At 68.5% G+C, this 19,519-nt stretch carries 19 protein-coding genes; 11 read left to right on the top strand and 8 right to left on the bottom strand.

Annotation, left to right across the window (positions count from 1 at the left end; translation table 11 throughout):
* Positions 1–232: 232 nt before the first annotated feature.
* The 5 genes from AB0I59_RS37310 (at position 233) to AB0I59_RS37290 (ending at position 5,307) form a co-directional block, all read left to right on the top strand.
* A complete protein-coding gene (locus AB0I59_RS37310) occupies positions 233–904 on the top strand; it encodes a TetR/AcrR family transcriptional regulator (RefSeq protein ID WP_358140713.1) in 672 nt (223 codons plus the stop codon).
* Positions 861–1,655, top strand: a complete 795-nt coding sequence (locus AB0I59_RS37305; protein WP_358140710.1) for a maleylpyruvate isomerase family mycothiol-dependent enzyme — start codon at positions 861–863, stop codon at positions 1,653–1,655. Before AB0I59_RS37310 ends, AB0I59_RS37305 begins: the two co-directional genes overlap by 44 nt.
* A gap of 74 nt (positions 1,656–1,729) precedes the next feature.
* On the top strand, positions 1,730–2,404 hold the full coding sequence (locus tag AB0I59_RS37300; RefSeq protein ID WP_358140707.1) for a hemerythrin domain-containing protein: 675 nt from the start codon (positions 1,730–1,732) through the stop codon (positions 2,402–2,404).
* A 357-nt stretch (positions 2,405–2,761) separates the two neighbouring features.
* Entirely contained in the window at positions 2,762–4,540 is a 1,779-nt protein-coding gene (locus AB0I59_RS37295; RefSeq protein ID WP_061254696.1) for an SGNH/GDSL hydrolase family protein, read from the top strand.
* A gap of 326 nt (positions 4,541–4,866) precedes the next feature.
* Entirely contained in the window at positions 4,867–5,307 is a 441-nt protein-coding gene (locus AB0I59_RS37290) for a ribosomal protein L7/L12 (protein WP_358140704.1), read from the top strand.
* A 233-nt stretch (positions 5,308–5,540) separates the two neighbouring features.
* Here the strand turns inward: AB0I59_RS37290 and AB0I59_RS37285 are convergent, their stop codons facing one another.
* The 3 genes from AB0I59_RS37285 to AB0I59_RS37275 all read right to left on the bottom strand — a co-directional run bounded on the left by AB0I59_RS37285 (position 5,541) and on the right by AB0I59_RS37275 (position 7,994).
* Complete coding sequence (locus tag AB0I59_RS37285) at positions 5,541–6,350, bottom strand: aminoglycoside phosphotransferase/kinase family protein (protein ID WP_061254698.1); 810 nt, start codon at positions 6,348–6,350, stop codon at positions 5,541–5,543.
* A 469-nt stretch (positions 6,351–6,819) separates the two neighbouring features.
* Entirely contained in the window at positions 6,820–7,539 is a 720-nt protein-coding gene (locus AB0I59_RS37280; RefSeq protein ID WP_358140701.1) for a DUF8817 family protein, read from the bottom strand.
* A complete protein-coding gene (locus AB0I59_RS37275; RefSeq protein WP_061254702.1) occupies positions 7,524–7,994 on the bottom strand; it encodes a MarR family winged helix-turn-helix transcriptional regulator in 471 nt (156 codons plus the stop codon). The genes AB0I59_RS37280 and AB0I59_RS37275 overlap by 16 nt, the downstream gene beginning before the upstream one ends.
* Before the next feature lie 1,040 nt (positions 7,995–9,034).
* Here AB0I59_RS37275 and AB0I59_RS37270 point away from each other — a divergent pair.
* On the top strand, positions 9,035–9,169 hold the full coding sequence (locus AB0I59_RS37270; protein ID WP_358140698.1) for a hypothetical protein: 135 nt from the start codon (positions 9,035–9,037) through the stop codon (positions 9,167–9,169).
* A 67-nt stretch (positions 9,170–9,236) separates the two neighbouring features.
* Here AB0I59_RS37270 and rho read toward each other — a convergent pair whose 3' ends face one another.
* Positions 9,237–10,397, bottom strand: coding sequence for a transcription termination factor Rho (rho, locus tag AB0I59_RS37265; protein WP_358140695.1), 1,161 nt, complete (start codon positions 10,395–10,397; stop codon positions 9,237–9,239).
* Positions 10,398–11,013: 616 nt separating this feature from the next.
* Between rho and AB0I59_RS37260 the strand changes: the two genes are divergently transcribed.
* On the top strand, positions 11,014–12,390 hold the full coding sequence (locus AB0I59_RS37260; RefSeq protein ID WP_358140691.1) for a hypothetical protein: 1,377 nt from the start codon (positions 11,014–11,016) through the stop codon (positions 12,388–12,390).
* A 108-nt stretch (positions 12,391–12,498) separates the two neighbouring features.
* Entirely contained in the window at positions 12,499–13,005 is a 507-nt protein-coding gene (locus tag AB0I59_RS37255; RefSeq protein ID WP_358140688.1) for a hypothetical protein, read from the top strand.
* A 178-nt stretch (positions 13,006–13,183) separates the two neighbouring features.
* Here the strand turns inward: AB0I59_RS37255 and AB0I59_RS37250 are convergent, their stop codons facing one another.
* Positions 13,184–13,792, bottom strand: a complete 609-nt coding sequence (locus tag AB0I59_RS37250; protein ID WP_358140684.1) for a TetR/AcrR family transcriptional regulator — start codon at positions 13,790–13,792, stop codon at positions 13,184–13,186.
* Positions 13,793–13,801: 9 nt separating this feature from the next.
* On the bottom strand, positions 13,802–14,722 hold the full coding sequence (locus AB0I59_RS37245; RefSeq protein ID WP_358140681.1) for an alpha/beta fold hydrolase: 921 nt from the start codon (positions 14,720–14,722) through the stop codon (positions 13,802–13,804).
* Positions 14,723–14,995: 273 nt separating this feature from the next.
* Between AB0I59_RS37245 and AB0I59_RS37240 the strand changes: the two genes are divergently transcribed.
* Together AB0I59_RS37240 and AB0I59_RS37235 are read left to right on the top strand one after the other, a co-directional pair.
* Positions 14,996–15,307 carry a DUF3817 domain-containing protein gene (locus AB0I59_RS37240; protein WP_061254712.1) on the top strand — a complete coding sequence of 104 codons (312 nt, stop codon included), beginning with the start codon at positions 14,996–14,998 and terminating at the stop codon, positions 15,305–15,307.
* 258 nt (positions 15,308–15,565) lie between these two features.
* A complete protein-coding gene (locus AB0I59_RS37235; RefSeq protein WP_358140678.1) occupies positions 15,566–16,357 on the top strand; it encodes an arginase family protein in 792 nt (263 codons plus the stop codon).
* A gap of 133 nt (positions 16,358–16,490) precedes the next feature.
* Here AB0I59_RS37235 and AB0I59_RS37230 read toward each other — a convergent pair whose 3' ends face one another.
* Complete coding sequence (locus tag AB0I59_RS37230) at positions 16,491–17,927, bottom strand: MFS transporter (protein WP_061254714.1); 1,437 nt, start codon at positions 17,925–17,927, stop codon at positions 16,491–16,493.
* Positions 17,928–18,117: 190 nt separating this feature from the next.
* On the opposite strand from AB0I59_RS37230, the gene AB0I59_RS37225 reads away from it, so the two are divergent.
* A complete protein-coding gene (locus AB0I59_RS37225) occupies positions 18,118–19,257 on the top strand; it encodes a tyrosine-type recombinase/integrase (protein WP_358140674.1) in 1,140 nt (379 codons plus the stop codon).
* Positions 19,258–19,287: 30 nt separating this feature from the next.
* On the opposite strand, the gene AB0I59_RS37220 is transcribed toward AB0I59_RS37225, so the two are convergent.
* A complete protein-coding gene (locus AB0I59_RS37220) occupies positions 19,288–19,449 on the bottom strand; it encodes a hypothetical protein (RefSeq protein ID WP_358140671.1) in 162 nt (53 codons plus the stop codon).
* Positions 19,450–19,519 lie beyond the last annotated feature (70 nt).

The following is a 19,519-nucleotide window of genomic DNA, read 5'->3' as shown; positions in this document are numbered from 1 at the left end:
CGATCATCGCGCTCGCCGTGACCGGCTCGCTCAAGGACGGCCCGATCCTGATCGTCCCCGCGCTGGTGCTGGTCGCGCTGGTCGTCCCCATGGGTCAATCCTGACACCCGGCGACCAAACGGACGCCAGGGGACGATCAGCGACCCCTCTCCCGCGCGAGAGCCTCACCCGGGCCGACCAGTGCTCCTAATCAGGATTGATTTACCTACGGGCATTAGGTTAATTTAACGACATGAGGCAAGACCGGAGGCTCCGCCGGCGCAACGAGACCGTCCAGGAGATCCTCGACACCGCGATCGAGGTCATGGCGGAAGAAGGCGTGGCCGCGCTCAGCCTCGCGGAGGTCGCACGACGGATAGGCATCCGCCCGCCCTCCCTCTACCAGTACTTCCCATCGAAAATCGCCATCTACGACGCACTCTTCGAACGAGGCATGCGCCGATCGGTCGAGATCCTCGCCCCCTACCGCGCCACGATCGCCGACGACCCATGCGGCGCCATCGCCGCCGGCCAGGAGGCGACCATCGCCTGGATGACGGCCAACCCAGTGCTCGCGCAACTCATGTACTGGCGACCGGCACCCGGATTCGAACCTTCCCCCCAGGCATTCGAACCCGCCGTACAACAACTGGAAATCCTGCGCGAGGCACTCCAGGCGGCCGTGGACGCCGGACAACTGGCACCCGCCGCGGCGAGCGAGGAGGGCCTCGCCCTCTACACGGTGCTGATCTCCGGGGTGATCAGCCAGCAACTCTCCAACGAACCGTCCGCGCCCCCCGGACAGGGACGCTTCACCCGGTACGCGCGCACGGCACTCGACATGTTCTTCCGCTACTACGCCCCCGAGGAGGGCGAGACCGATGATCCCATCCTTCGTCGAAGCCGCGCGGCTACCCCAGACTGATCGCGACCAGGCCGCGCTGATCTCCGACGCCGAGGGCCGCGCGACACTCGCACTACTCGGAGAACTTCGCGACGACGACTGGGCACGCCCCACCGACTGCGTCGAATGGGATGTCCGCACCCTGGTCTCCCACCTCGTCGGCCAGTGCGAGGACAACATCCACCTACGCACGATGCTGCGGCGGCAGCTCACCGGACGGCGACGACACCCCAGCAAGATCGCTCTGGACGCTCACATGGCCGTACAGATCGACGACCACGCCACGGAAACCGGACCGGCACTCGTCGAGGAGTTCGCCCGGCTGTGGCCCCGCGCCGTACGCGCCCGCCTACGGAGACCGAGCACGCTCCGACGCGTCACGATCGACAGCGGCATACCCGCCACGCCCCGGATGCCCATCGGCTACCTGCTCGACGTCATCTACCCCCGCGACCTGTGGATGCATCGCGTCGACCTCGCCCGCGCGACGGGGCGGCCGATCACCACGGGGGAGCACGACCGGCAGATCACCGAACAGGTCATCCGCGACCTGGCACTGGCCTGGACGGGCCCACCGATCGCGCTGGAGCTCACCGGCCCGGCCGGAGGGTCCTGGCTGATCGGCACCGGCGATCCGGCGGGAGTCGTACGAGCGGACGCCGTGGCATACATGCGCGCCCTCGCCGGCCGCGACGACGACGTGCACCTGGAACTCGTCTCCGGCGACCCGGCCGCATCCGCCGCCGCCCGCCAGGCCAGGGTCGTCTTCTAATGCCCCTCCCGGCACCAGCCGCACAGCGCATGACCCGCCGCCCACCGGCGCAGCCAGGGGAAAGGACACACGCGATGAAACCTCAGGCGACCACGCCGGCCGACACACGCATGATGGGCATCATCCACGACGCGCTACGCCGTGACCTCGAACGCACACGCCACGCGCTCACCGAACGGCCATATCCCGAAAACGGCCAACGGGAGGCGATCGCCGACCACCTCCGCTGGATGATGCGTTACCTGCACGACCACCACAGCAGCGAAGACCGCGGCCTGTGGCCACTGCTCCGGCGCAAGGCGCCGACCGCCGCGCAACTCCTCGACAGCATGGAGAAAGACCACGCGGACATCGCCCACGCCATGGCCGCCGTCGAGGCGGCGGCCCAGCGGTACGCCGCCAGCGGCACCGACGAGACGAGGACCGGCCTGCTCGACGCACTGACCGCCCTCGACGACGCGCTCCTGCCACACCTGCGGCGGGAAGAGGACGAGACGATGCCGGTCGCCGCGGCCGCCCTCACCTCGGCCGAGTGGCACGCCTGGGAGCAGGACTTCCACATCAAGCAGAGATCGTTGACCGAACTCGGCGACGAGGGCCACTGGCTGCTCGACAGCCTCGACACCACTCGCTACCAGATCGTCGTCCGGCAGGTGCCGGCCATCCCACGCTTCATCCTGCTACGCGGCTTCGCCGGACGATACCGGCGCCGCGCCGCGCGGCGCTGGGGTTTCGGCCCGCGGAGATGACGCCACGCCGCACTCATCGCCGGACCCCCGGGCGCTCCCCGGGATCGCCGTAACCCGCCTGTTCATGGATGGCGTCGGGAGCACCCGCGGGGGATCGCATCAAACGCGATATCAGAGAGCTACCGGTGGCCTCCAATATTCAATCGGCCGGTTTTCCTCGACGCTCTCGGGTCAATCCCAGTAGTTGTACGACAGCTCGCCTAGGGTCGCGCCTTCCATTAGGCGACCTGACGGCGTTCTCTCATGTCGCGGCTGAGATGACGGCCTCTTGCAGGAGCGTTGGCAGCCCGTGGGCGGAGAACGGGCTCCTCCCCAAGGAGGAGGCCCACCATATGAGCGGCGCTCATAGTTGACGGCATGACGCGAAGATCCTTACATCGGCCACTGCCCCGTGCGCTCACAGGAGCGGCGCTCGCCCTGGCCCTGGTCGCGGGCACGGGCTTCACCCCTGCGAGTGCCACCCCGATCACCGATATCCCGCTCCTCGACGACTACGACGCCGAATCGCTCGCGAACCTCCCCGCCGTCGGCGGCCTGGAGTACCTGGGGCAGCGGTACGCGCCGACCGACACCTGTCCGCCTGTCGGCACCGGGCCGGGTGGGCCGCTGTTCTGGGGGGACGACAAGCCCACCCAGTTCCGTCAGGGCGTCCCACTGCCGGGGCAGAGGGTCGTGAAGATCGTCATCATGGGCGACTCGTACATATCAGGAGAGGGGGCGGGGGACTACTTCAACAAGCGCGGCTTCCTGCCCGAACCCATGCGATTCCTCCCAGGGCCCAACGGTGGGCGTATCCCGGCGGTAGGGCACACCGAGGCCGACTACGATGAGGACTTCCGTCACCGTTCGGCCAACGCCGCGGTCCTGCAGGCCATCGACCAGTTGCGCCGCGCCAATCCCGAGATCTTCTTCGACGTCCGTTTCAACGCCTCCTCCGGCGCCGCCAGCGAGCACTTCTTCGCCGGCCAGAACGACCACGGCCGCGTCAACCCGCCGCAGAACGAGGGACTGGACGAGGCCACCGACCTGGTGATCTCCGGCTTCGGCGGCAACGACGTCGACTTCGGGCCCATGCTGGCGGCCGTACTCGACAAGCCAGGTGACGTGGGCGGTATCGAGGCGCGGATCGCGCCGCTGTTGAACACCACCCGCACCTCGGCGCAGGAATGGGCGGACTCAGAGCCGCCGCGTCCGCCGTTCGTCCGACCGGTGACGCAACCGTCGACCCTGTCGGCGCGGCTGGTGCAGCTCGTGCGGGCGATGAGCGTCGCCACCAGCGGCAAGGCCAGGGTAATGATGGTCAACTATCCCCAGGGCGTCGCAGACGGTCTCCAGCCCGGAGGTCTCATGGGATGGGTGGTGCGGAAACGTCCGGCGGACTGGGCGAAACTCCGCACTCTGGCGCCTCGGCTGACCGCCTCCATCAAAAAGGCGCAGCAGGTCCTGGCCGACAACGGGATCGCCGCCGACATGCTGGACATCGAGAACGCCTTCACCGGCCACGAGCTGGGGACCGAGGCCCCCTACATCCGCAACGTCAACTTCACCCTCGCCGCGGGAGGGGACAGCTTCAACAGCAAACAGCAAACAGGACATCCCAACAAGCAAGGGCAGCAGGCACTGGCGGGCCACTACGCCCTGATGATCGCGGGTGAGCTCGGGCTGCGGGTCAAGGCGCCTGACGGAGCCCGTCCACCGGCCCGAGCGGCGGAGCCGTGCGATGCCGACCCCAGCGATCGCCACTACCTGCCCGCCACCGCCACCCAGAACACGGGGTCGAACGGCGGCACCGGCGGCGGTGGTGGAGGGGGCACCAGCATCCCCAACGTTGGCCCACGCTCGACCATGACCTACGTCAACATCGACCCGCCACTGCCTCATGAGTGGCCCGGGCCCACGAACACCGGCCCACAGCCCCAGCCCACCGGCTCACAGCCCTCTCCCGGAACGGGGACGACAGATCCGACACCGCGATGGAACATCTATCCGGTCGATACCGTCCAGCCCACGAATCCGACCATCCCCATCGACCTGACACAGCCGTTGCCCTACCTGTGGCCTATACCTGGCGGTGGAGGAAGCCCGTACCGTGACACATTCGAGGTGCATATCAACGCCGACCAGCTCATAAGGTGAGGATCAACACCGTCCAGATCAAGAGTTGAGCGGGCACGGGCCGGCGTCCGCCTGGTCCGGACGTCTGGGACTCGCCTACCGCCCCTGTGCGTGCGGGCGAGTCCCATCGCACCCGCCGCACAGCGAGCCTCGGGCACGTCGAGCGCCAGGACCGGCCGTATAGGAGGGCCGGACCCAGGGCGAGGAATGCGGCCGTCTCGACGCCGAGACGGCCGCACCGACTGCCCCGATCGGGGAGACCCTCGACGGTCTACTTGACATAATGTTCATTATCGAGCATTACGGAGAGGCTTCCTCGGACCCTGCCAGAGCCGTACGATCACGGCGTGTCCATAGGAAATCCCACATTCGTCATCGTCCTCATCGTGCTCGTGGTCGCCGTGCTGGTGGTCGTCGTCGTACTGGCGGCCCGCGCGGGAGCCCGTCCCAGCGCACAGCTCGCGTGGCGGACGCCGGGAATGATGCCGCCGATCTCATTGGATCTTCAGGACCGCGTCCGCGAGCTGTGCGCAGAGGACAAGAAGATCCACGCGATCAAGCTGGTCAGGGAGGAAACCGGACTGGGCCTCAAGGAGGCCAAGACCGTCGTCGACGCCCTGGAGGCCGGCCGCCCCGTTCCCGGTGAGCGAGCCGGCGGGCACGGCGACCTCGCCTCCCGCGTACGCGAACTCAAGGCCGCCGGCCGCACCGAACAGGCGATCTTCCTCGTACGCGGCGAGACCGGCATGGGACAGGACGAAGCCGAGATCTTCGTCAACGCCCTCTGACCTGCCCTGAAAGACCCTGGCAGGCCTCCACCACAGCCTCCCGCGAGGGCCGCGGCGCCTCGAATCCGCGCACGGAACGGCGCCTCCGGCAGGAACCTGTGACCAGCGAGAAGAGGTGGTCACCGCCCGCCGCACGTAGCGGCCGACGGCGACCACCTCGGAATCACATGATGTGACTCACTTCCATGTGATTCACCCGGTCAGGCGCGCAAACGGCGTCTGACCTCGAAGAATCACCAGCTCCGCGCGGTGACGGCGCTCTCGAGCATCGACCTGTGGCGCAGCATCCACGCCGCCGACCGGGCCCGCCAGGCCATCGACCACAACGGAGCCGGATCGCCGGACTCGGGCGTGACCCGCCCCTTGATCGCCTCGGCCGCGCAGTCCCGGATGGCGTACTCCACCATCCGGGTCACGAGACCATCCCGTTCGGCGACGGGAAACCCGTAGCCGTCCAGGAAGTACCGCAACTGGGCGGCCCGCACCGACGCGCCGGGCAGACGGTGCCGCTCGGCGACGTCGTCGTCGTGCAACTGCGCGTTCCACCACGCGGTGGCGGCGATCTCGTCGAGCCGGTCGGTCGGCCCGGCGGACGTCCAGTCGATGAAGGCGACCGGCAGACCGTCGCGCGCCACGGTGTGCCACGGCCCCGCGTCCCTGTGGCTGATGATCGCCTCAGGGTCCGAGCTGTGGAACGGCCACCACTGCCAGACCGCGTCCGGCGGCGGCCGGAAACTCGCGGTGGCGTCGTGGAGTTCGCGTAGCAGGCGGCCGACTCGCCAGATCCCTTCATCGGTCCAGGCGAGCGGGTGGACGAACTCGCCGTCGATGTACGTGACGACGTCGCGCCCCTGATCGTCATAGCCATCGCCGACGAGGCGAGGACTGCCGGTGAAACCGACACTCTCCAGGTGCCGCAGCAGGGCGTGGACGGTCTCCGTCCAGGGCCCGGCCGGACGCAGCACCGTGTCGCGATGCCGGATCACCGGTGTGGGATTGCCTTCGGCTCCACGCAGAGGCTCGAAGGATGATTGCGAAGACACTCATGCTCCTCGTGATCGGAATCGTGACGCCATGAGACATGGGCGTCACGCAGGCAAGATGGCAGGGACATCCCTGCGGTCATGCGGATCACTTCGACGCGAGGAGCGCGCTTCACCGCCGGCTCGTCACCGTCCGGAACAGGTTCCACCCCGAGACTCGGGGTCGGGTGCGTCAGAGAGCGACAGGCTCCCGCGTCGAAGCGTGAGTCTCGCCAGGGACCGTGATCGTCATGATCGACCTCCAAAGAGCCGGAGTTGCCGTGAACGGTGTCACGACGGCATCGGGCACGCAACATGTTTTCTCGCGCCTGGCTGGACACAGGCCGACGCCGTCTCCAGCGTCACCTGCCGCGAGATGTTCATTCGAGCGGGCTCACAGCGACAAGGACCGGACCGATCGCCCTGTTCGGGGTGAGAGTGCTGACGCCGTTGGCAGGCGCAGCCGTCCCTGCCTATCCCACTTGGACACTCACGCTTCGCGCTGGGCGCGACGCAGGTCCTCGGCATTCGCCAGGGCGTCGGCCAGGCGTTCCCGATCGGCGCCGGCCAGGTTCGTCGCCGCCACCCGTGCCAGGAGGTCGTTCGCGCGCTCGGCGTCGCCCAGCCGTACGGCCAACTCGGCTCGGTACACCAGCGCTTCGACGAGTTCCACCGCCGGGGCGGAGTCCTGCTCGCGATTGATCGCGCCGTCGAGGATGCGGGCCGCCTGCTTGTCGTCGCCCTTGGAATCGCCGAGGACCACCGCGTTCTCCATGGCTTTGGCGAGCTTGCCGGTGGCAGAGGAGTCCGCGTCCTCGCCCTTGGCCGGGAAGATGCGGATCCAGTTGCCGCCTGGATCGACGACGGTGAAACCGGCCAGCCCGTCGGAGTTCTTGCGCTTGCGCGGTCGTGTGATGCGGGGAATCCCGGACACCGGGAGCTTGCCGTAGGCCTCTCGCAGGCCGGCGGCGAAGCTCTCGAACAGCACTCCCGTGTCCGGCACGAACACCAGGCACGAGCCGTACGAATTCGCGGGATCGAAATCAGGAATCCCGAAGAAGTGCAGTTGGAGATCCTCGCGACGCAGGACCATGTACGGATTGGGGCGCGTCTGCCGGTAGGTCCGCTCGAAGCCGAGCGCACGGTAGAACTCCGCGATGTCGTCGATGGACGCGCAGGGTAGCAGCGGGACGGTCACTTCGTCGGCCATGGGCTCTCCTCTTCCTGTGCCCTGGTCTCGAGGCCGAGTTCGCGCAGGGTGCTGATGGTGATCTTCATATCGGCGAGGGACAGGCGTCCGCCCAGGCGGTTGGCCCACTCGGCCTGATGCCGTTCGACGTAGGCGAGTGCCGCGCGTCCCTCCGAGGTCAACGTCATCAGCCTGGATCGCCGGTGAAGCGGATTGTCCTGGAACACGATCAGGCCGTCGGCCGCGAGCGAGTCGGCCGTCTGCTGGACGCTCTGCCGGGCCAGCCCCATCGTCCGTGCGACCCCGGCCACGGTGATCGGCTCGTGGTCGATCACCCCGAGCACCTGCCATCTGGCACTGGTGAGACCGACGGGCCCGGCGAGCTCGTCGCCGGTGGCCAGCAACAGCCCGTTGGCCCTGAACACCTCGATGACCAGCTCGGAGAAGGCCAAGCCGCGCTCGGTGAGCTCTTCCATGCGCGTCACCCTGCCAGGATGACAGGTACCTGTCAATCTTGCTCAAGGATGGGCGCGAGGGGCCATCGCAGAGGGGCACCACCGTCGACGGCGTCCTCCTCCAGCGATTCAGGCCACCGAAAATGCCTTCCGCGGCTCAGGGCACCGCACGGATGATCATGGCCGTTCGGATCGGCTTTGAAAACGATCAATGAGTCACACCGAAGGAGCGACGTTGTCGTTGCCTCGCATTCTGGGCGCGACGCAACCCCCAACGCCACGGCGGGCGTATGGGCTCGATTCCGTCGCCTCGAGTGAATGTCGGCGGTGCGTGCTCCCCAATGCTTCGATGTCCGGAAAAACCCTCTAAGTTCTATACCGGACAGAAGGTGAATTCTGTCCGGTATGGAGGAGAGTGTTCGGTTTTCAACCAGCGCCCAGTGTCCTGTCTCAGGGAACGTGGCCCCTGTCTCATCAAGGTGGCCCCCGCGGGATTTCGTCTCACTAAAGTGGCTCCGCTCCCGGATTTGTGCGGATCGGACTCTTAGCAACGTGGCCCCTCAGCGTCGGCAGTCTCATGAAAGTGGCTCCGGATCATGTCCCTGGTGGCGTCGATGAGCGTGCAGGCCGTAGCAGCAGCTCCCTCGAACGTCTCCAGCGCGGGCTTCGTAACACAGGAAGCCGAGGAACGGCGGCTTCCGCTGGGTTTGGCGCGCCAATGGGTGGAAGCCCTCCCCCATCCCCGTCGGCTTGGCCAGGAACCGACGTCACCGTCAACTGTCTTCGCCGCCAACGAGCACGCCTACCCGGACATCCACTGATCAGCCTTACAGCCGCCTATGGTGGCGACCGTGAGCGTGCATTACTCCGACGAGGACCTTCCCGCCCGGACTTGCAAAGGTGAACCGTTGCCCCAACCGAGGTCGCGACCCACCCGGTCCAGATCGACGTCGCCGTACGCGGTATCCAGCGGCCGCCAGGGCCTCCTGGTCCCGGTGGCGGCGGCCACTTCACCCACACGCAGACCAACCCCGGCCAAGCAGTGGATCACCGTCCACCCGTTGAGCCGGCGCCCCCGGGTTGCCGTCGAGGACTCCGACGGCAACGAGATCGACGCCGGGGTGACCTGCCCAGATGCGACGACCGTGGCCGTCACCCTCGGCGCGGCAACCGCCGGTCGGGCTTACCTCACCTGAGAACGACGGGGAACCAACGCCAACCAAGAAGATGCGCTGCTCGTGCTCCGGGGTTTCCTGCCGGGGCTCAGAGGGGGTTCTGCGAGAGCGCGAGTTTCCGGAGGAAAGCGGCATTGGACGGTGACGTGCGCAGACCGTCGAGTATCCCGGTGAGCGCCTGCTCGCGGTCCAGGTCTGCGAGCGCCTGCCTGAGTTTCCATATGATCTCGCGCTCGTCGTCGGCGAGGAGCATCTCCTCCCGCCGTGTGCTGGAGGCGGTTACGTCCACGGCGGGGAACAGGTGCTGCTGGGCGAGGGCCCGGTCAAGGCGCAGTTCCATGTTGCCGGTGCTCTTGAACTCCTCGAAGAGGTAGTCGTCCATCCGCGAGCCCGTCTCGACGAGCGCGGTCGCGATGATGGAGAGCGAGCCGCCTTCCTCGGTCGCGCGGGCCGCGCCGAACAGCCGTTTCGGCTGATGGATGGCGTACGCGTCGATTCCACCGGTCAGGGTCTTGCCGCCTTTGGGGGCGATGACGTTGTATGCCCTGCCGAGACGGGTCAGGGAGTCCAGTAGGACAACGACGTCCTGGCCATGCTCGACGAGCCGCTTGGCGCGCTCGATCGCGAGTTCGGCGAGCGCTGTATGGTCGCGTTCGGGCTGGTCGAACGTTGAGGCGATCACTTCGCCGCGCACCTGCCGGCGGAAGTCAGTGACCTCCTCGGGGCGCTCGCCCACGAGTACCACCATGAGGTGGACGGCGGGATGGTTTGCGGCGATGGCGTCGGCGATGGCCTTGAGTGCCATGGTCTTCCCGGCCTTCGGTGGTGCGGCGATCAGGCCGCGCTGTCCCAAGCCGACCGGGGTGATGAGGTCGATCAGGCGTGTGATCGGCGATCCGGTCTCCAAGAGCAGACGGCGGTGGGGGTGGACGGGCGTCATGTCGGAGAAGTGCGGCCGTTCCCTGTGCCGTTCTTCGCCGTCGATCGACACCACCTGTGCCGGCTTGCCGTGCGGCTTGCGCAGGAGGGCTGTGATCAGTTCGCCCCGGCGCAGGCCGAGTGCTTTCACCTGCGCGGTAGGCAGACAGACATCGTCCTGGCTGGGGAGGTAGCCATCTGCTATGAGGTAGGCCCTTCTGTCACGGATGTCGAGCAACCCGGTCACCTCCCGTTCTTCGGTGGGCGGATGTGTGCTGTTCTGGACTGCCAGGGCGCTCCTTGTCGAGGGCTTGTCAGCGGTAATGGTCATGGGCGTGTCCTTAAGTTCGGAGACGAGTGACGGGGAAGGGTGGATGCGCTACATCGGCCCGGTAGCGGGCATGGCGCGATGACTCTCGGCCGGCGGCGGGCGGTCTGCGCGCACAGGAAGAGGCGCGTGATGACGCCGTCCGGCATCTGGAGGAGAAACGACGCCCTTGACAGCGGGCGAACGTGAGATACCGACGCTCAGGACGGCAGAAGAAAGGCTCAGATGGAACGAGGATCAGATTGATCACAGCGAGGAGCCAGTTAGACGGTATCACCCCCGGACCTGGACGCAACCCAGGTGCCGGGACTGCTGCCAGCGAGTGAGAGGTTCACCCTTGGCGGGGCGAGTTGCCGGGGTTGCTCGGGTGTCCTGTCTCACGCAAAATGGCCCCGTCTCACTAAGGTGTGTCGGTGTCCGCCCCAGATGAGCTGATCAAGCCTGAGGATGCGGAGCCCTTCCGTGCGACCGCCCAGTCGGTGACCGATCCCAGCGCGTAGTGGTTGAAGGAGTTCGTTTCGCCCGGGTTGACGGTGCCGTTTGGCAGCATGGAGTCCCAGCAACCGACTCGTGTGCGAAGATCTCGGAAATGCTCTCGTCTAACGGCAGGAAGCCCGTCATGGGCCCATCGCTGGTGCTGGGTGCGCTGGTGCTGGGTGCGCTGGTGCTGGGTTCGTGGGGATGCTCGGCGCTGTCGCCTGGCACCGGGCACTCGCCCGGCGCCGGCGTGCGCCCCTCCCCCGGCGGGGTGCGAACCGTCGCCTCTCCCCGGCCGGTTGCGGCCCCGACCCTGTCGCTCCGAGCGGTGAAGGCCCCGGCGCTCACGTCCGTTCCAGCCCAGCCCTCCTCCTGTCGCCAGCCGCCGGAGCGTACCGACGATTTCCAGGCCGCCGGGAAGGCACCGAACTGGAAGCGACTCACCGTCGACAAGGACGACACCCACACCGATCCGCGTCAGGTGGCCGCCACCGCTGACGGGACGATCTGGGCCGTCTACAACAGGGACCCGTTCAAGACCGGCGTCCTACGTCGCTGGGACGGTTCGGCCTGGCAGGCTTTTGACATCCCACCGGCGCCGGTCGACGGGCCGTTCGACCGCACATCCAATCCCCATGCCGTGGAGGGCTTGGCCGTGGTGTCGGCTCAGCGGGTACGGGTCTTCGGTAGGGCGCTTTACACCGGTGGCTCTTCCAGGCCCGGAGTGTTCGTCCACACCTTCGAAAGGGGCCGGTGGCGTAGTGAGGTCTTCCCCATCGCCACCACGTCCGCCGATTCCGTGGACGTGTACGGTCCGTGGCTGAAGTACGGCAGGCAGGCGCTGCGCTGGAACGGCTCGGCCTGGCGGTCCTACCGGCTTCCGATCCCGCGCCTGGGTGTTCCGTCTTATGGCGGCCTGCTGGTCGGAGGCCGGGGCGATGAGATATGGGCGGTGGGAGTGCCCGGCCGGGACAGCGAGGGTGGGCACCGTGCAGGGGTGCTGCGCTGGGCGGGTTCCGGCTGGCAGGAGATCGGAATGCCCGAGTTGGGTGGGCCGGCCAAGGGGGTCCTGGCAGGCGACAGGGTCGTCGGCACCTCCCTGAGGGTCAACGATGTGGCGGTGCTGGGTCCCGGCGACGTGTGGGTGGTCGGCGCGGCGGCGATGCTGGTGGAAACCGGCGAAGACGAGGAGATGGGCTTCCGTCCGGTGGCGCTGCACTGGGATGGGAGGTCCTGGAGCTGCCACTGGGGTCCGGTGCCCACCTCGGGGGGCGAGAGCAGATGGTTCGAGCATGCCGAGCCCGACGGCGCGGGCGGGATGTGGACGGTGGACGACGCCGACGAGCTGTGGCACCTGTCGAGTGGGCGCTGGACCCGCGGCCGACTGCCCGCGTTCGACGGCTGCACGGCGTACGGGGCGGATCTGGTGCTGCGTCCCGGCACCCGTGAGGTCTACGCGCTGGGCGCCTACCGTTGTGGCCGCGGCATCGATCGTTCCGCACTGTGGCGAACCCGGTGATCGCCCCTGGCGCGCGGGCGGCCCTCCTCACCAACATGAAGACCACAAGGTTCGCCCGGTCGGTGTGAGACCGGCACTTCTACCAGCGACGGAACCGGAAGGCACCGCATGATTCGACTGATCAGGCGAAGACATGGCCTCTCTGCGGCCATCACCGTGCTGTCATATACGGCAGCCGTATGCACACTCACCTGGCTGACCATCGACAACCGGCTCGGGGACCAGCTCTACGGGCATTTGACGATGCTGCTGGTGGCCTTTCCCGTCTCCATCGTGGCATTTCTGGCCGGCTCCTGGCTGTCCCACGCCTTGATCGGCGAGCACGGCACCGCCATCACGTATGGCTGGGACTTTTTCGTGCTGGCCTGGCCCGGCATCGTACTGGCCGTCATCCTCGCGATCCTGCTGTTTCGGCGGCGCGCCGCAGGCCGCGCCATAGGTTGGTTTCTGGCCGGGTGCGTCATCCTGGCCGGACTGGCGATCGCCTTCGACCAATGGGCCCCACGCCGTCCGCACGGTTGGCCGTTGCTGGTGTGCGGGCTTGGCATGGGTATCGGGCTGCTCATGGAACACATCGGGCACCGGAGCGCCACCACGGGCCGCGACGTCACGTGAATGGTCACCACGGAAATCGGAATGATCACACGCCAGAACGGCGCCGGCTCTCACTCCCGCGTTCGGCACAGCGCTGTGGCCGACGAAGGTCGATTGTTCGTCTCGACCTGCCTGGCGACGTGCCGAAGCTGAAGTGAACTGCGCCGGTTTGTCCCTTAACCGCAGTGGTCCCGCTGGGTCAGGCCGCCCCCGGCGCGAACAGGCGGTCCAGGTGGTAGTCGATGATCTTGGTGGCGGCCTCGTGGCTGCGCTGCCGGCTGAGGACGCTGTGGGTCAGGCCGTTGGCGAGAGCCAGAAGGCCGGCGACTTCGGTACGCGTGTCACGATCGGGGGCGATGTCCCCGGCCTGCTGCGCGGCGGTCAACCGTACGGTGAGGAAGTCTTCCAGTGCGTTGGGCAGGGTGAGCCCGACCGCGGCGAGCGCCGGGTCCGTGAGGGCGGCGGTGTAGTAGGCGGTCCAGGCCATAGAGTCCAGGCGGCTCTGCTCGTCGAAGGGCACGATCGTGCCGAGGACGGCGGCGAAAACGCCTCGCGGTGTCAGCTCGCCCGCGGCAGCGGCGGCCCGCTGCTTGACCCGGCGGTCCATGCGGGCACCCAGCTCGGTGAGGCCGGACTCGAGCAGGGCCTGCTTGTTGGTGAAGTAGTACTGGACGACGCGCAGCGAGACCCCGGCCTCGGCGGCGATCTCACGCATCGACACTGCCTGCAGGCCGCGGGTGCTGGCGATGCGCAGCAGCGCCTCGATCAAATGGCGCCGCCGCTCATCATGATCCACCTGTCGGGGCATAACCGTTTTCTACCTGTTGTTCGTGCTGTGCTTCGGCGTTGCGGTCCCGGGCCGCGCCTGGCCGGGAAAGGTGAGGATCCGCTCGGCGACCAGGTCCGGAGCTTCGACGGGTAGCGAGTGTCCGGTGCCGGGCACGATCTCCACCCGCCAGGACGGCGCGATGTCGGCCAGCCGCGCGGCCAGCGCCTGCGCGTCGAGCAGCGCGCTGCGGGCGCCCAGCAGCACCTGCACGGGCACGGACACCTCGCGTATCTGCTCGTCGGTGTAGGCGGGCGGGATGGGCACACGCCGGCGGAAGGACCATCCGGCCCGCATCAGCTCCACCAGCCCATCCTCGCGCAGCACTCCGTTGTTCACTACGCCGGCCATGCGGTGTCGCAACGTACGAGGAAGCATGGAGGCGATGGCCCCGGCAAGGGCCCACCGGATGAACCGCCTGGGCAACGGCGCGAAGCCGCCCGGGTCCACCAGCGTCAGCGCCGCGACTCGGCCGCCCCCGCCGAGTTGCTGTTCCACCGCGGCCCAGCCGCCGGCAGAGAAGCCCGCCACATGTGCGCGCTCGGCTCCGACCGCGGCCAGGACGTCGGTGACCCAGCCACCGACCTCGGCACCGGTCGCGAGCGGCCGCGTCTGAACTGAGCGGCCGGGCTCGCCGAGCGGGTCGACGGCAAGGACCGGGCGCGTGCGTGCCAGCGGCTCGATGTAGCGGTACCAGGCCAGCGCGTTCCCGCCGGCACCGGCCAGGAGGACCACGGGATCCCCCTCGGCGGGTCCGGCCCGGTGGATCCGCACCATGCCGGCGCGGGTCTCGATGTCGATGGCGTCCACCGGCACCGGCCACAGCTCGCCGAGCACTCGGTCGTAGACGGTGTGGTACTTGTCACGGGCGGAGTCGCTGGTGAAGGCGGATGGCCGGTCAGGCATGCGCATGGTGACCTCATCTCCCGAATGGATACAGTCGTATCCTAACAATGCGCGGGGCCGACTGCGGCGGCGGCGTTCGGGCCGGCTGCCCGACCAGACGCGACCTCACCAGCACCGAGGCCGCTTCTCGGCCGCTTCCACGGCACCCCTTCCAGGCGGGTACGCCAAGCCCGCGTCGTGGCTCGGGCGGGGGTCGGCGCGACCCGGCGGCCGGACCGGTCCATCGTGCGCTTAGGCTCGGGGCATCCCCTCCCCCGCCGCTCGAAAGGTGATGCCCTCATGCCCTCCGCGTTCCGCCTCTTCCGTGCCGTCGCGATCGCCGAGGCGTACTCCTGGGCAGGGCTGCTCATCGGCATGTTCTTCAAGTACGTCGTCGTCGGCGACGAGATCGGCGTGCGGATCTTCGGTCCGATCCACGGGGCGATCTTCGTGCTCTACGGGCTCGCCGTGCTGGCCGCAGCGAGGGCGGGCCGATGGAGCTTCGGCACCGTCGTGCTCGGGCTGGCATGCGCGGTGCCGCCGTTCACCACGGTCTGGTTCGAGCGGCGGATGACCCGGCGCCTGGAGCCGGCCGCCCAGGTGGCCGCCTGACGAGGGGTCGGAGGACCGCCGGACAGGATCCGGCGGTCCCCAGGCCGAGGCCGCGGTCCGTTTCCGACCGCGTCGCGCAGCTCGCGGGACCTTTCCTCCAGTAGCGCCTGCAGCAGTCCGGCGCGGTTACCGAAGCGACGGAACACGGTGCCCTATGTGGGGATTTCCTGCTATCAGCCCGATCAGGCGAAAAATCGGTTGAAGACGGCAGCGAGAACGATCTAGATCTTTGATCCCGGCGCCTCGTATCGTCGCCGCATGACGACTGTGCTCTGCGTACCACAATGGCAAGGCTCGGCGTCGAGCAAGGCGCGGGGGTTGTCGGCCGGTGCCCGCCGCGCCGCCGAGCTCGTTCCGGCCGACGCAGTGGTGACCGTGCCGGTGCGGGAAGCCGACGGGGACAAGACCGCCGGGATCCGCGCGTACGACGTGCTCGTGGAGAACCAGCGGCTGACGCGGACGGCACTGGTCGGCATCGACGACCGGGTGATCACCATCGGCGGCGACTGCGCGGTCGACATCCCGCCGATCGACGCGGCCCACGCCCGCTATGGGAATGCGCTGACAGTGCTGTGGATCGATGCGCATCCGGACGTCTACAGCCCGCAGACCCTGCCATCGGGCGCCTTCCACGGGATGGTGGTGCGCGCGCTGCTCGGGGACGGGCCGGCCGGCCTCACACCGGAGCAGCCGCTGGCGCCACACCAGGTGATCATCGCTGGGGAGCGGGCGGGCGATGTGTCCGAGCACGAGTACCTCGCGAGGACCGGCCTGCGCAGGTATGGCGTTGACGACCTGGAGCGTGTGCTCGACGGTCTGCGCGGCCCCGTGTACGTACACATCGACCTCGACGTCCTGGAGCCCACCGCGTTCGGCTCGACCTGCTACCCGGAGCCGAACGGCGTGCGGCCGCAGCGACTGATCGACCTCGTCGCCCAGGTGGAGGACATGGTCGGGGCGGCCATCACCGAACACGCGCCATCCAGCGACGACGTCGACCCCGGCGAGGCCGAGATCATTCGCCGGCTGGGCACCGCTCTGACGCGCTGACGGTCGGCATGTCCTCGGTGCCTTCATCACTCCTGTGGTGATGGAGGTGGCGGCCCGGCGGTGCCGGGCTGGATGTCGGAGACGTCGCGCGGCAGCCCTTCGATCAGGGAGACCCGGGTCGGTCGTTCACCGGTCACTCCGCGGTCAGCGGCTTGGCGATGTGTTCGAGTGACTGCTGCTCCGCCCGTACGCCGAAGGCCAGTTCGGCGATCCCGCCGAGGGCCATGGCGGCGGCTCCGATGAGGAAGCCGACGGCGACGAGGGTCATGCTTCCGGTGGCGATGAACTCGCCGAACACCAGTGGTCCGGTGATGCCGCCGATTCCGGTCCCGACGGCGTAGAACAGGGCGATCGCCAGTGCCCTGGTCTCCATCGGGAAGATCTCGCTGACGGTGAGGTAGGCCGAGCTCGCGCCCGCCGAGGCCACGAAGAACGTGAGCGCGACCAGCGCGACGAACGACACCGCGGTCAGGCCGCCGTTCATCAGGAGGAGGGCGAGGACGACGGCGAGCGCGGCCGACCCCAGGTAGGTCCCCGAGATCATCGGCACGCGGCCGACCGTGTCGAAGAGCCGGCCGAGCAGGAGCGGGCCGAGGAAGTTGCCGAACGCGAAGACCACCATGAAGTACGGCACGGCCCCTGAGGCCACGCCGAAGAAGGTGTGCAGCATGGTGCCGAGGTCGAACGTGACGGCGTTGTAGAGGAACGCCTGCCCGATGAACAGGGCCAGTCCGAGGATCGTCCGGCGGGGGTAGCGCTTGATCGCGACTTCGGCGATCTCCCGGAAGGGGATCGCCCGGCGTTGCCGTACGGTGATGGTCCCGTAGGGTGGTGCCAGCTCGCGGCCGGTCTTGGCGCGTACCTCGGTCTCGATCGTGCCGACGATGCGTTCCGCTTCCTTCTCGCGGCCATGGATGAACAGCCAGCGGGGACTTTCGGGCACGTGCCTGCGTACGATCATGATGCCGATGCCGAGGAGGCCGCCGAGGCCGAAGGCGAGCCGCCATCCGATGTCCGTGGGTAACAGGTCGGACAGCAGAACCAGCGCGGCGGCGCTGCCGAGCGCCGATCCGGCCCAGAAGCTGCCATTGATGGTGAGGTCGACCTGGCCGCGGTTGCGTGCCGGGATGAGCTCGTCGATGGCCGAGTTGATCGCGGCGTACTCCCCTCCGATGCCCATTCCGGTGAGGAACCTGAACAGGTACAGATACCAGGGGGCGAAGGAGAAGGCGGTGGCCACGGTCGCGACGACGTACAACGCGAGCGTGATCATGAACAGTTTCTTGCGGCCGTGGCGGTCGGTGAGCTGCCCGAAGATCAGGGCGCCGGCGCAGGCTCCGGCCACGTAGACCGCGGCGGCGGTGCCGATGTCGGCGGCCGTCAGGTCGATTCCGCTGCCGCGTTCCGTCATGCGGGGGGCGATCGCGCCGACGATGGTCACCTCGATCCCGTCGAGGATCCATACGGTTCCCAGGCCGACGACGATCCGCCAGTGGAAGCGCGACCAGGGCAGCCGGTCCAGGCGGGCCGGGATGCCGGTGCTGACGACCTTGAGCTGCTCGGCTCCCATCGGCACCGCTCCCCCGCTGCGCCCGTGCTCTCACCGCCGCCGTGTCCGTGTGCGTCACCTCCCGGCCTACGGCGGGCGCCGAGAGGCGTGTCTCCCAGCCTCTCGGCCGGGCCGGGCGGGCGCATCCCTCGATCGGGTAGTCGTACGGGTGGCCGCGCGGATGTCGGTGGGGCCGGATACGGTGTGGATCATGCTTCCGGCTCGGTTGAACCGCATCACCGTGGAGGAGGCCGCGGATCGCTACGTGGAGCTGGTCCGGGCCAAGACGCTGACGGGGGCGCTGTCCCCCGCGACCGCCGAGGTGTACGCGCGGGACGTCGCCACGTTCGTACGGCTGGCGGGTGCGGACCGGGTGCTGGACGACCTCACGGGTGAGGACGTGGACGCGGTGCTGCTGGCGTTCGCGCGCAAGCCGGACGAGCGGCGGCGGGAGCCGGAGGCGGGGTTGCAGAGCGCGGGGTTGCAGAGCGCGGCGTCGCAGGCGCGGTTCCGCCGCTCGGTGTCGGCGTTGTTCAAGCACGCGGCGGTGGCGGGGTGGGTGCAGCTCAACCCGATGGCGGCCTCGTCGGTGACCGCCCGGGAGCGTGGCGGGTTGCGGGCCGAGCGGCGGGCGCTCACCAAGGAGCAGGCCGAGGGGTTGATCGGGGCGGCACGTTCTCCCGCCGAGGAGCCCGCGCGCAGGAAGGATCAGCGTACGGATGCCCGTGACGCGTTGATCGTGCTGTTGCTGGCGACGGTGGGGCCGAGGGTGTCGGAGCTGGTGCGGGCGAACGTCGAGGATTTCTACACCAATGACGGGGTGCGCTACTGGCGGATCTTCGGCAAGGGGGGCACGACGCGGGACGTGCCGCTTCCGCGTGACGTCGCCGAGGTGTTCGACGCCTACCTCGCGGTGCGGGCGGCCAGCCAGGAGAAGGCGCTGTTGTTGTCGTGGCGGGGCAGGCGGCTGGCCCGGGGTGACGTGCAGGGGGTGATCGACCGGGTGCAGCGGCGGGTGGAGCCGGGGCGGCGGCGAAGCGTGACGCCGCACGGGTTGCGGCACACGACCGCGACGCATCTGCTGGCGGACGGCACGGACATGGACGCGGTTCGCCGCGTGCTGGGGCACAGCGATCTGTCGACGCTCGGCCGTTATCGCGATGATCTCCCGGGTGAGCTGGAGGTGGCGATGCGGGCGCATCCGCTGCTGCGCGGCCCTCGGGGCGTGGCGGACGTCCCGGCTGCCGGGTCGGCCGATGCCTCGGCCGTACCAGGCGATCCGGAACACGGTGGCCCAGGTGACGCGGGTGAGCGCGGCGCTGAGGGTGACGGCCTGTCGGCCGGACGTTGAGCCCGGATCCGGCGTGTGCTCGCTGACCGGTCATAAAGCGGGACGTTGCCGTGCCGCTCCCCGGGCGGGTGTGGCCTCGGCGATGGCCCGGGCGATGACACGTCGGGGCTTCGCGGGCTGGACGACCTCGTCGAACCTCGCCGCTTTCACCGCGGCGGTGGAGTCGAGGCAACCGCCCGGGCGCAGAGTCACCGCGATCACCCGATTCCGGCCGCCGGCCGCGCATCGGCTCGCTGCGCGGTATGGGCTGCGAGTACGGCGT

The organism is Microtetraspora glauca (assembly GCF_040656155.1).
In the GTDB taxonomy this organism is placed as follows: Bacteria; Actinomycetota; Actinomycetes; order Streptosporangiales; family Streptosporangiaceae; genus Microtetraspora; species Microtetraspora glauca.
The sequence above is the reverse complement of the archived record's forward strand: the minus strand, read 5'-3'. Positions and strand labels throughout refer to the sequence as shown.

What these genes read in the sequence shown, in the direction of transcription:
- AB0I59_RS37275 (WP_061254702.1), bottom strand. Translation starts at nt 7,994, where the DNA reads ATGGAAGAGCTCACCGAGCGCGGCTTGGCCTTCTCCGAGCTGGTCATC.
- AB0I59_RS37260 (WP_358140691.1), top strand. Translation starts at nt 11,014, where the DNA reads ATGGGCCCATCGCTGGTGCTGGGTGCGCTGGTGCTGGGTGCGCTGGTG.
- AB0I59_RS37280 (WP_358140701.1), bottom strand. Translation starts at nt 7,539, where the DNA reads ATGGCCGACGAAGTGACCGTCCCGCTGCTACCCTGCGCGTCCATCGAC.
- AB0I59_RS37305 (WP_358140710.1), top strand. Translation starts at nt 861, where the DNA reads ATGATCCCATCCTTCGTCGAAGCCGCGCGGCTACCCCAGACTGATCGC.
- AB0I59_RS37300 (WP_358140707.1), top strand. Translation starts at nt 1,730, where the DNA reads ATGAAACCTCAGGCGACCACGCCGGCCGACACACGCATGATGGGCATC.
- AB0I59_RS37310 (WP_358140713.1), top strand. Translation starts at nt 233, where the DNA reads ATGAGGCAAGACCGGAGGCTCCGCCGGCGCAACGAGACCGTCCAGGAG.
- AB0I59_RS37240 (WP_061254712.1), top strand. Translation starts at nt 14,996, where the DNA reads ATGCCCTCCGCGTTCCGCCTCTTCCGTGCCGTCGCGATCGCCGAGGCG.
- AB0I59_RS37250 (WP_358140684.1), bottom strand. Translation starts at nt 13,792, where the DNA reads ATGCCCCGACAGGTGGATCATGATGAGCGGCGGCGCCATTTGATCGAG.
- AB0I59_RS37245 (WP_358140681.1), bottom strand. Translation starts at nt 14,722, where the DNA reads ATGCGCATGCCTGACCGGCCATCCGCCTTCACCAGCGACTCCGCCCGT.
- AB0I59_RS37255 (WP_358140688.1), top strand. Translation starts at nt 12,499, where the DNA reads ATGATTCGACTGATCAGGCGAAGACATGGCCTCTCTGCGGCCATCACC.
- AB0I59_RS37235 (WP_358140678.1), top strand. Translation starts at nt 15,566, where the DNA reads ATGACGACTGTGCTCTGCGTACCACAATGGCAAGGCTCGGCGTCGAGC.
- AB0I59_RS37225 (WP_358140674.1), top strand. Translation starts at nt 18,118, where the DNA reads ATGCTTCCGGCTCGGTTGAACCGCATCACCGTGGAGGAGGCCGCGGAT.
- rho (WP_358140695.1), bottom strand. Translation starts at nt 10,397, where the DNA reads ATGACCATTACCGCTGACAAGCCCTCGACAAGGAGCGCCCTGGCAGTC.
- AB0I59_RS37230 (WP_061254714.1), bottom strand. Translation starts at nt 17,927, where the DNA reads ATGGGAGCCGAGCAGCTCAAGGTCGTCAGCACCGGCATCCCGGCCCGC.
- AB0I59_RS37295 (WP_061254696.1), top strand. Translation starts at nt 2,762, where the DNA reads ATGACGCGAAGATCCTTACATCGGCCACTGCCCCGTGCGCTCACAGGA.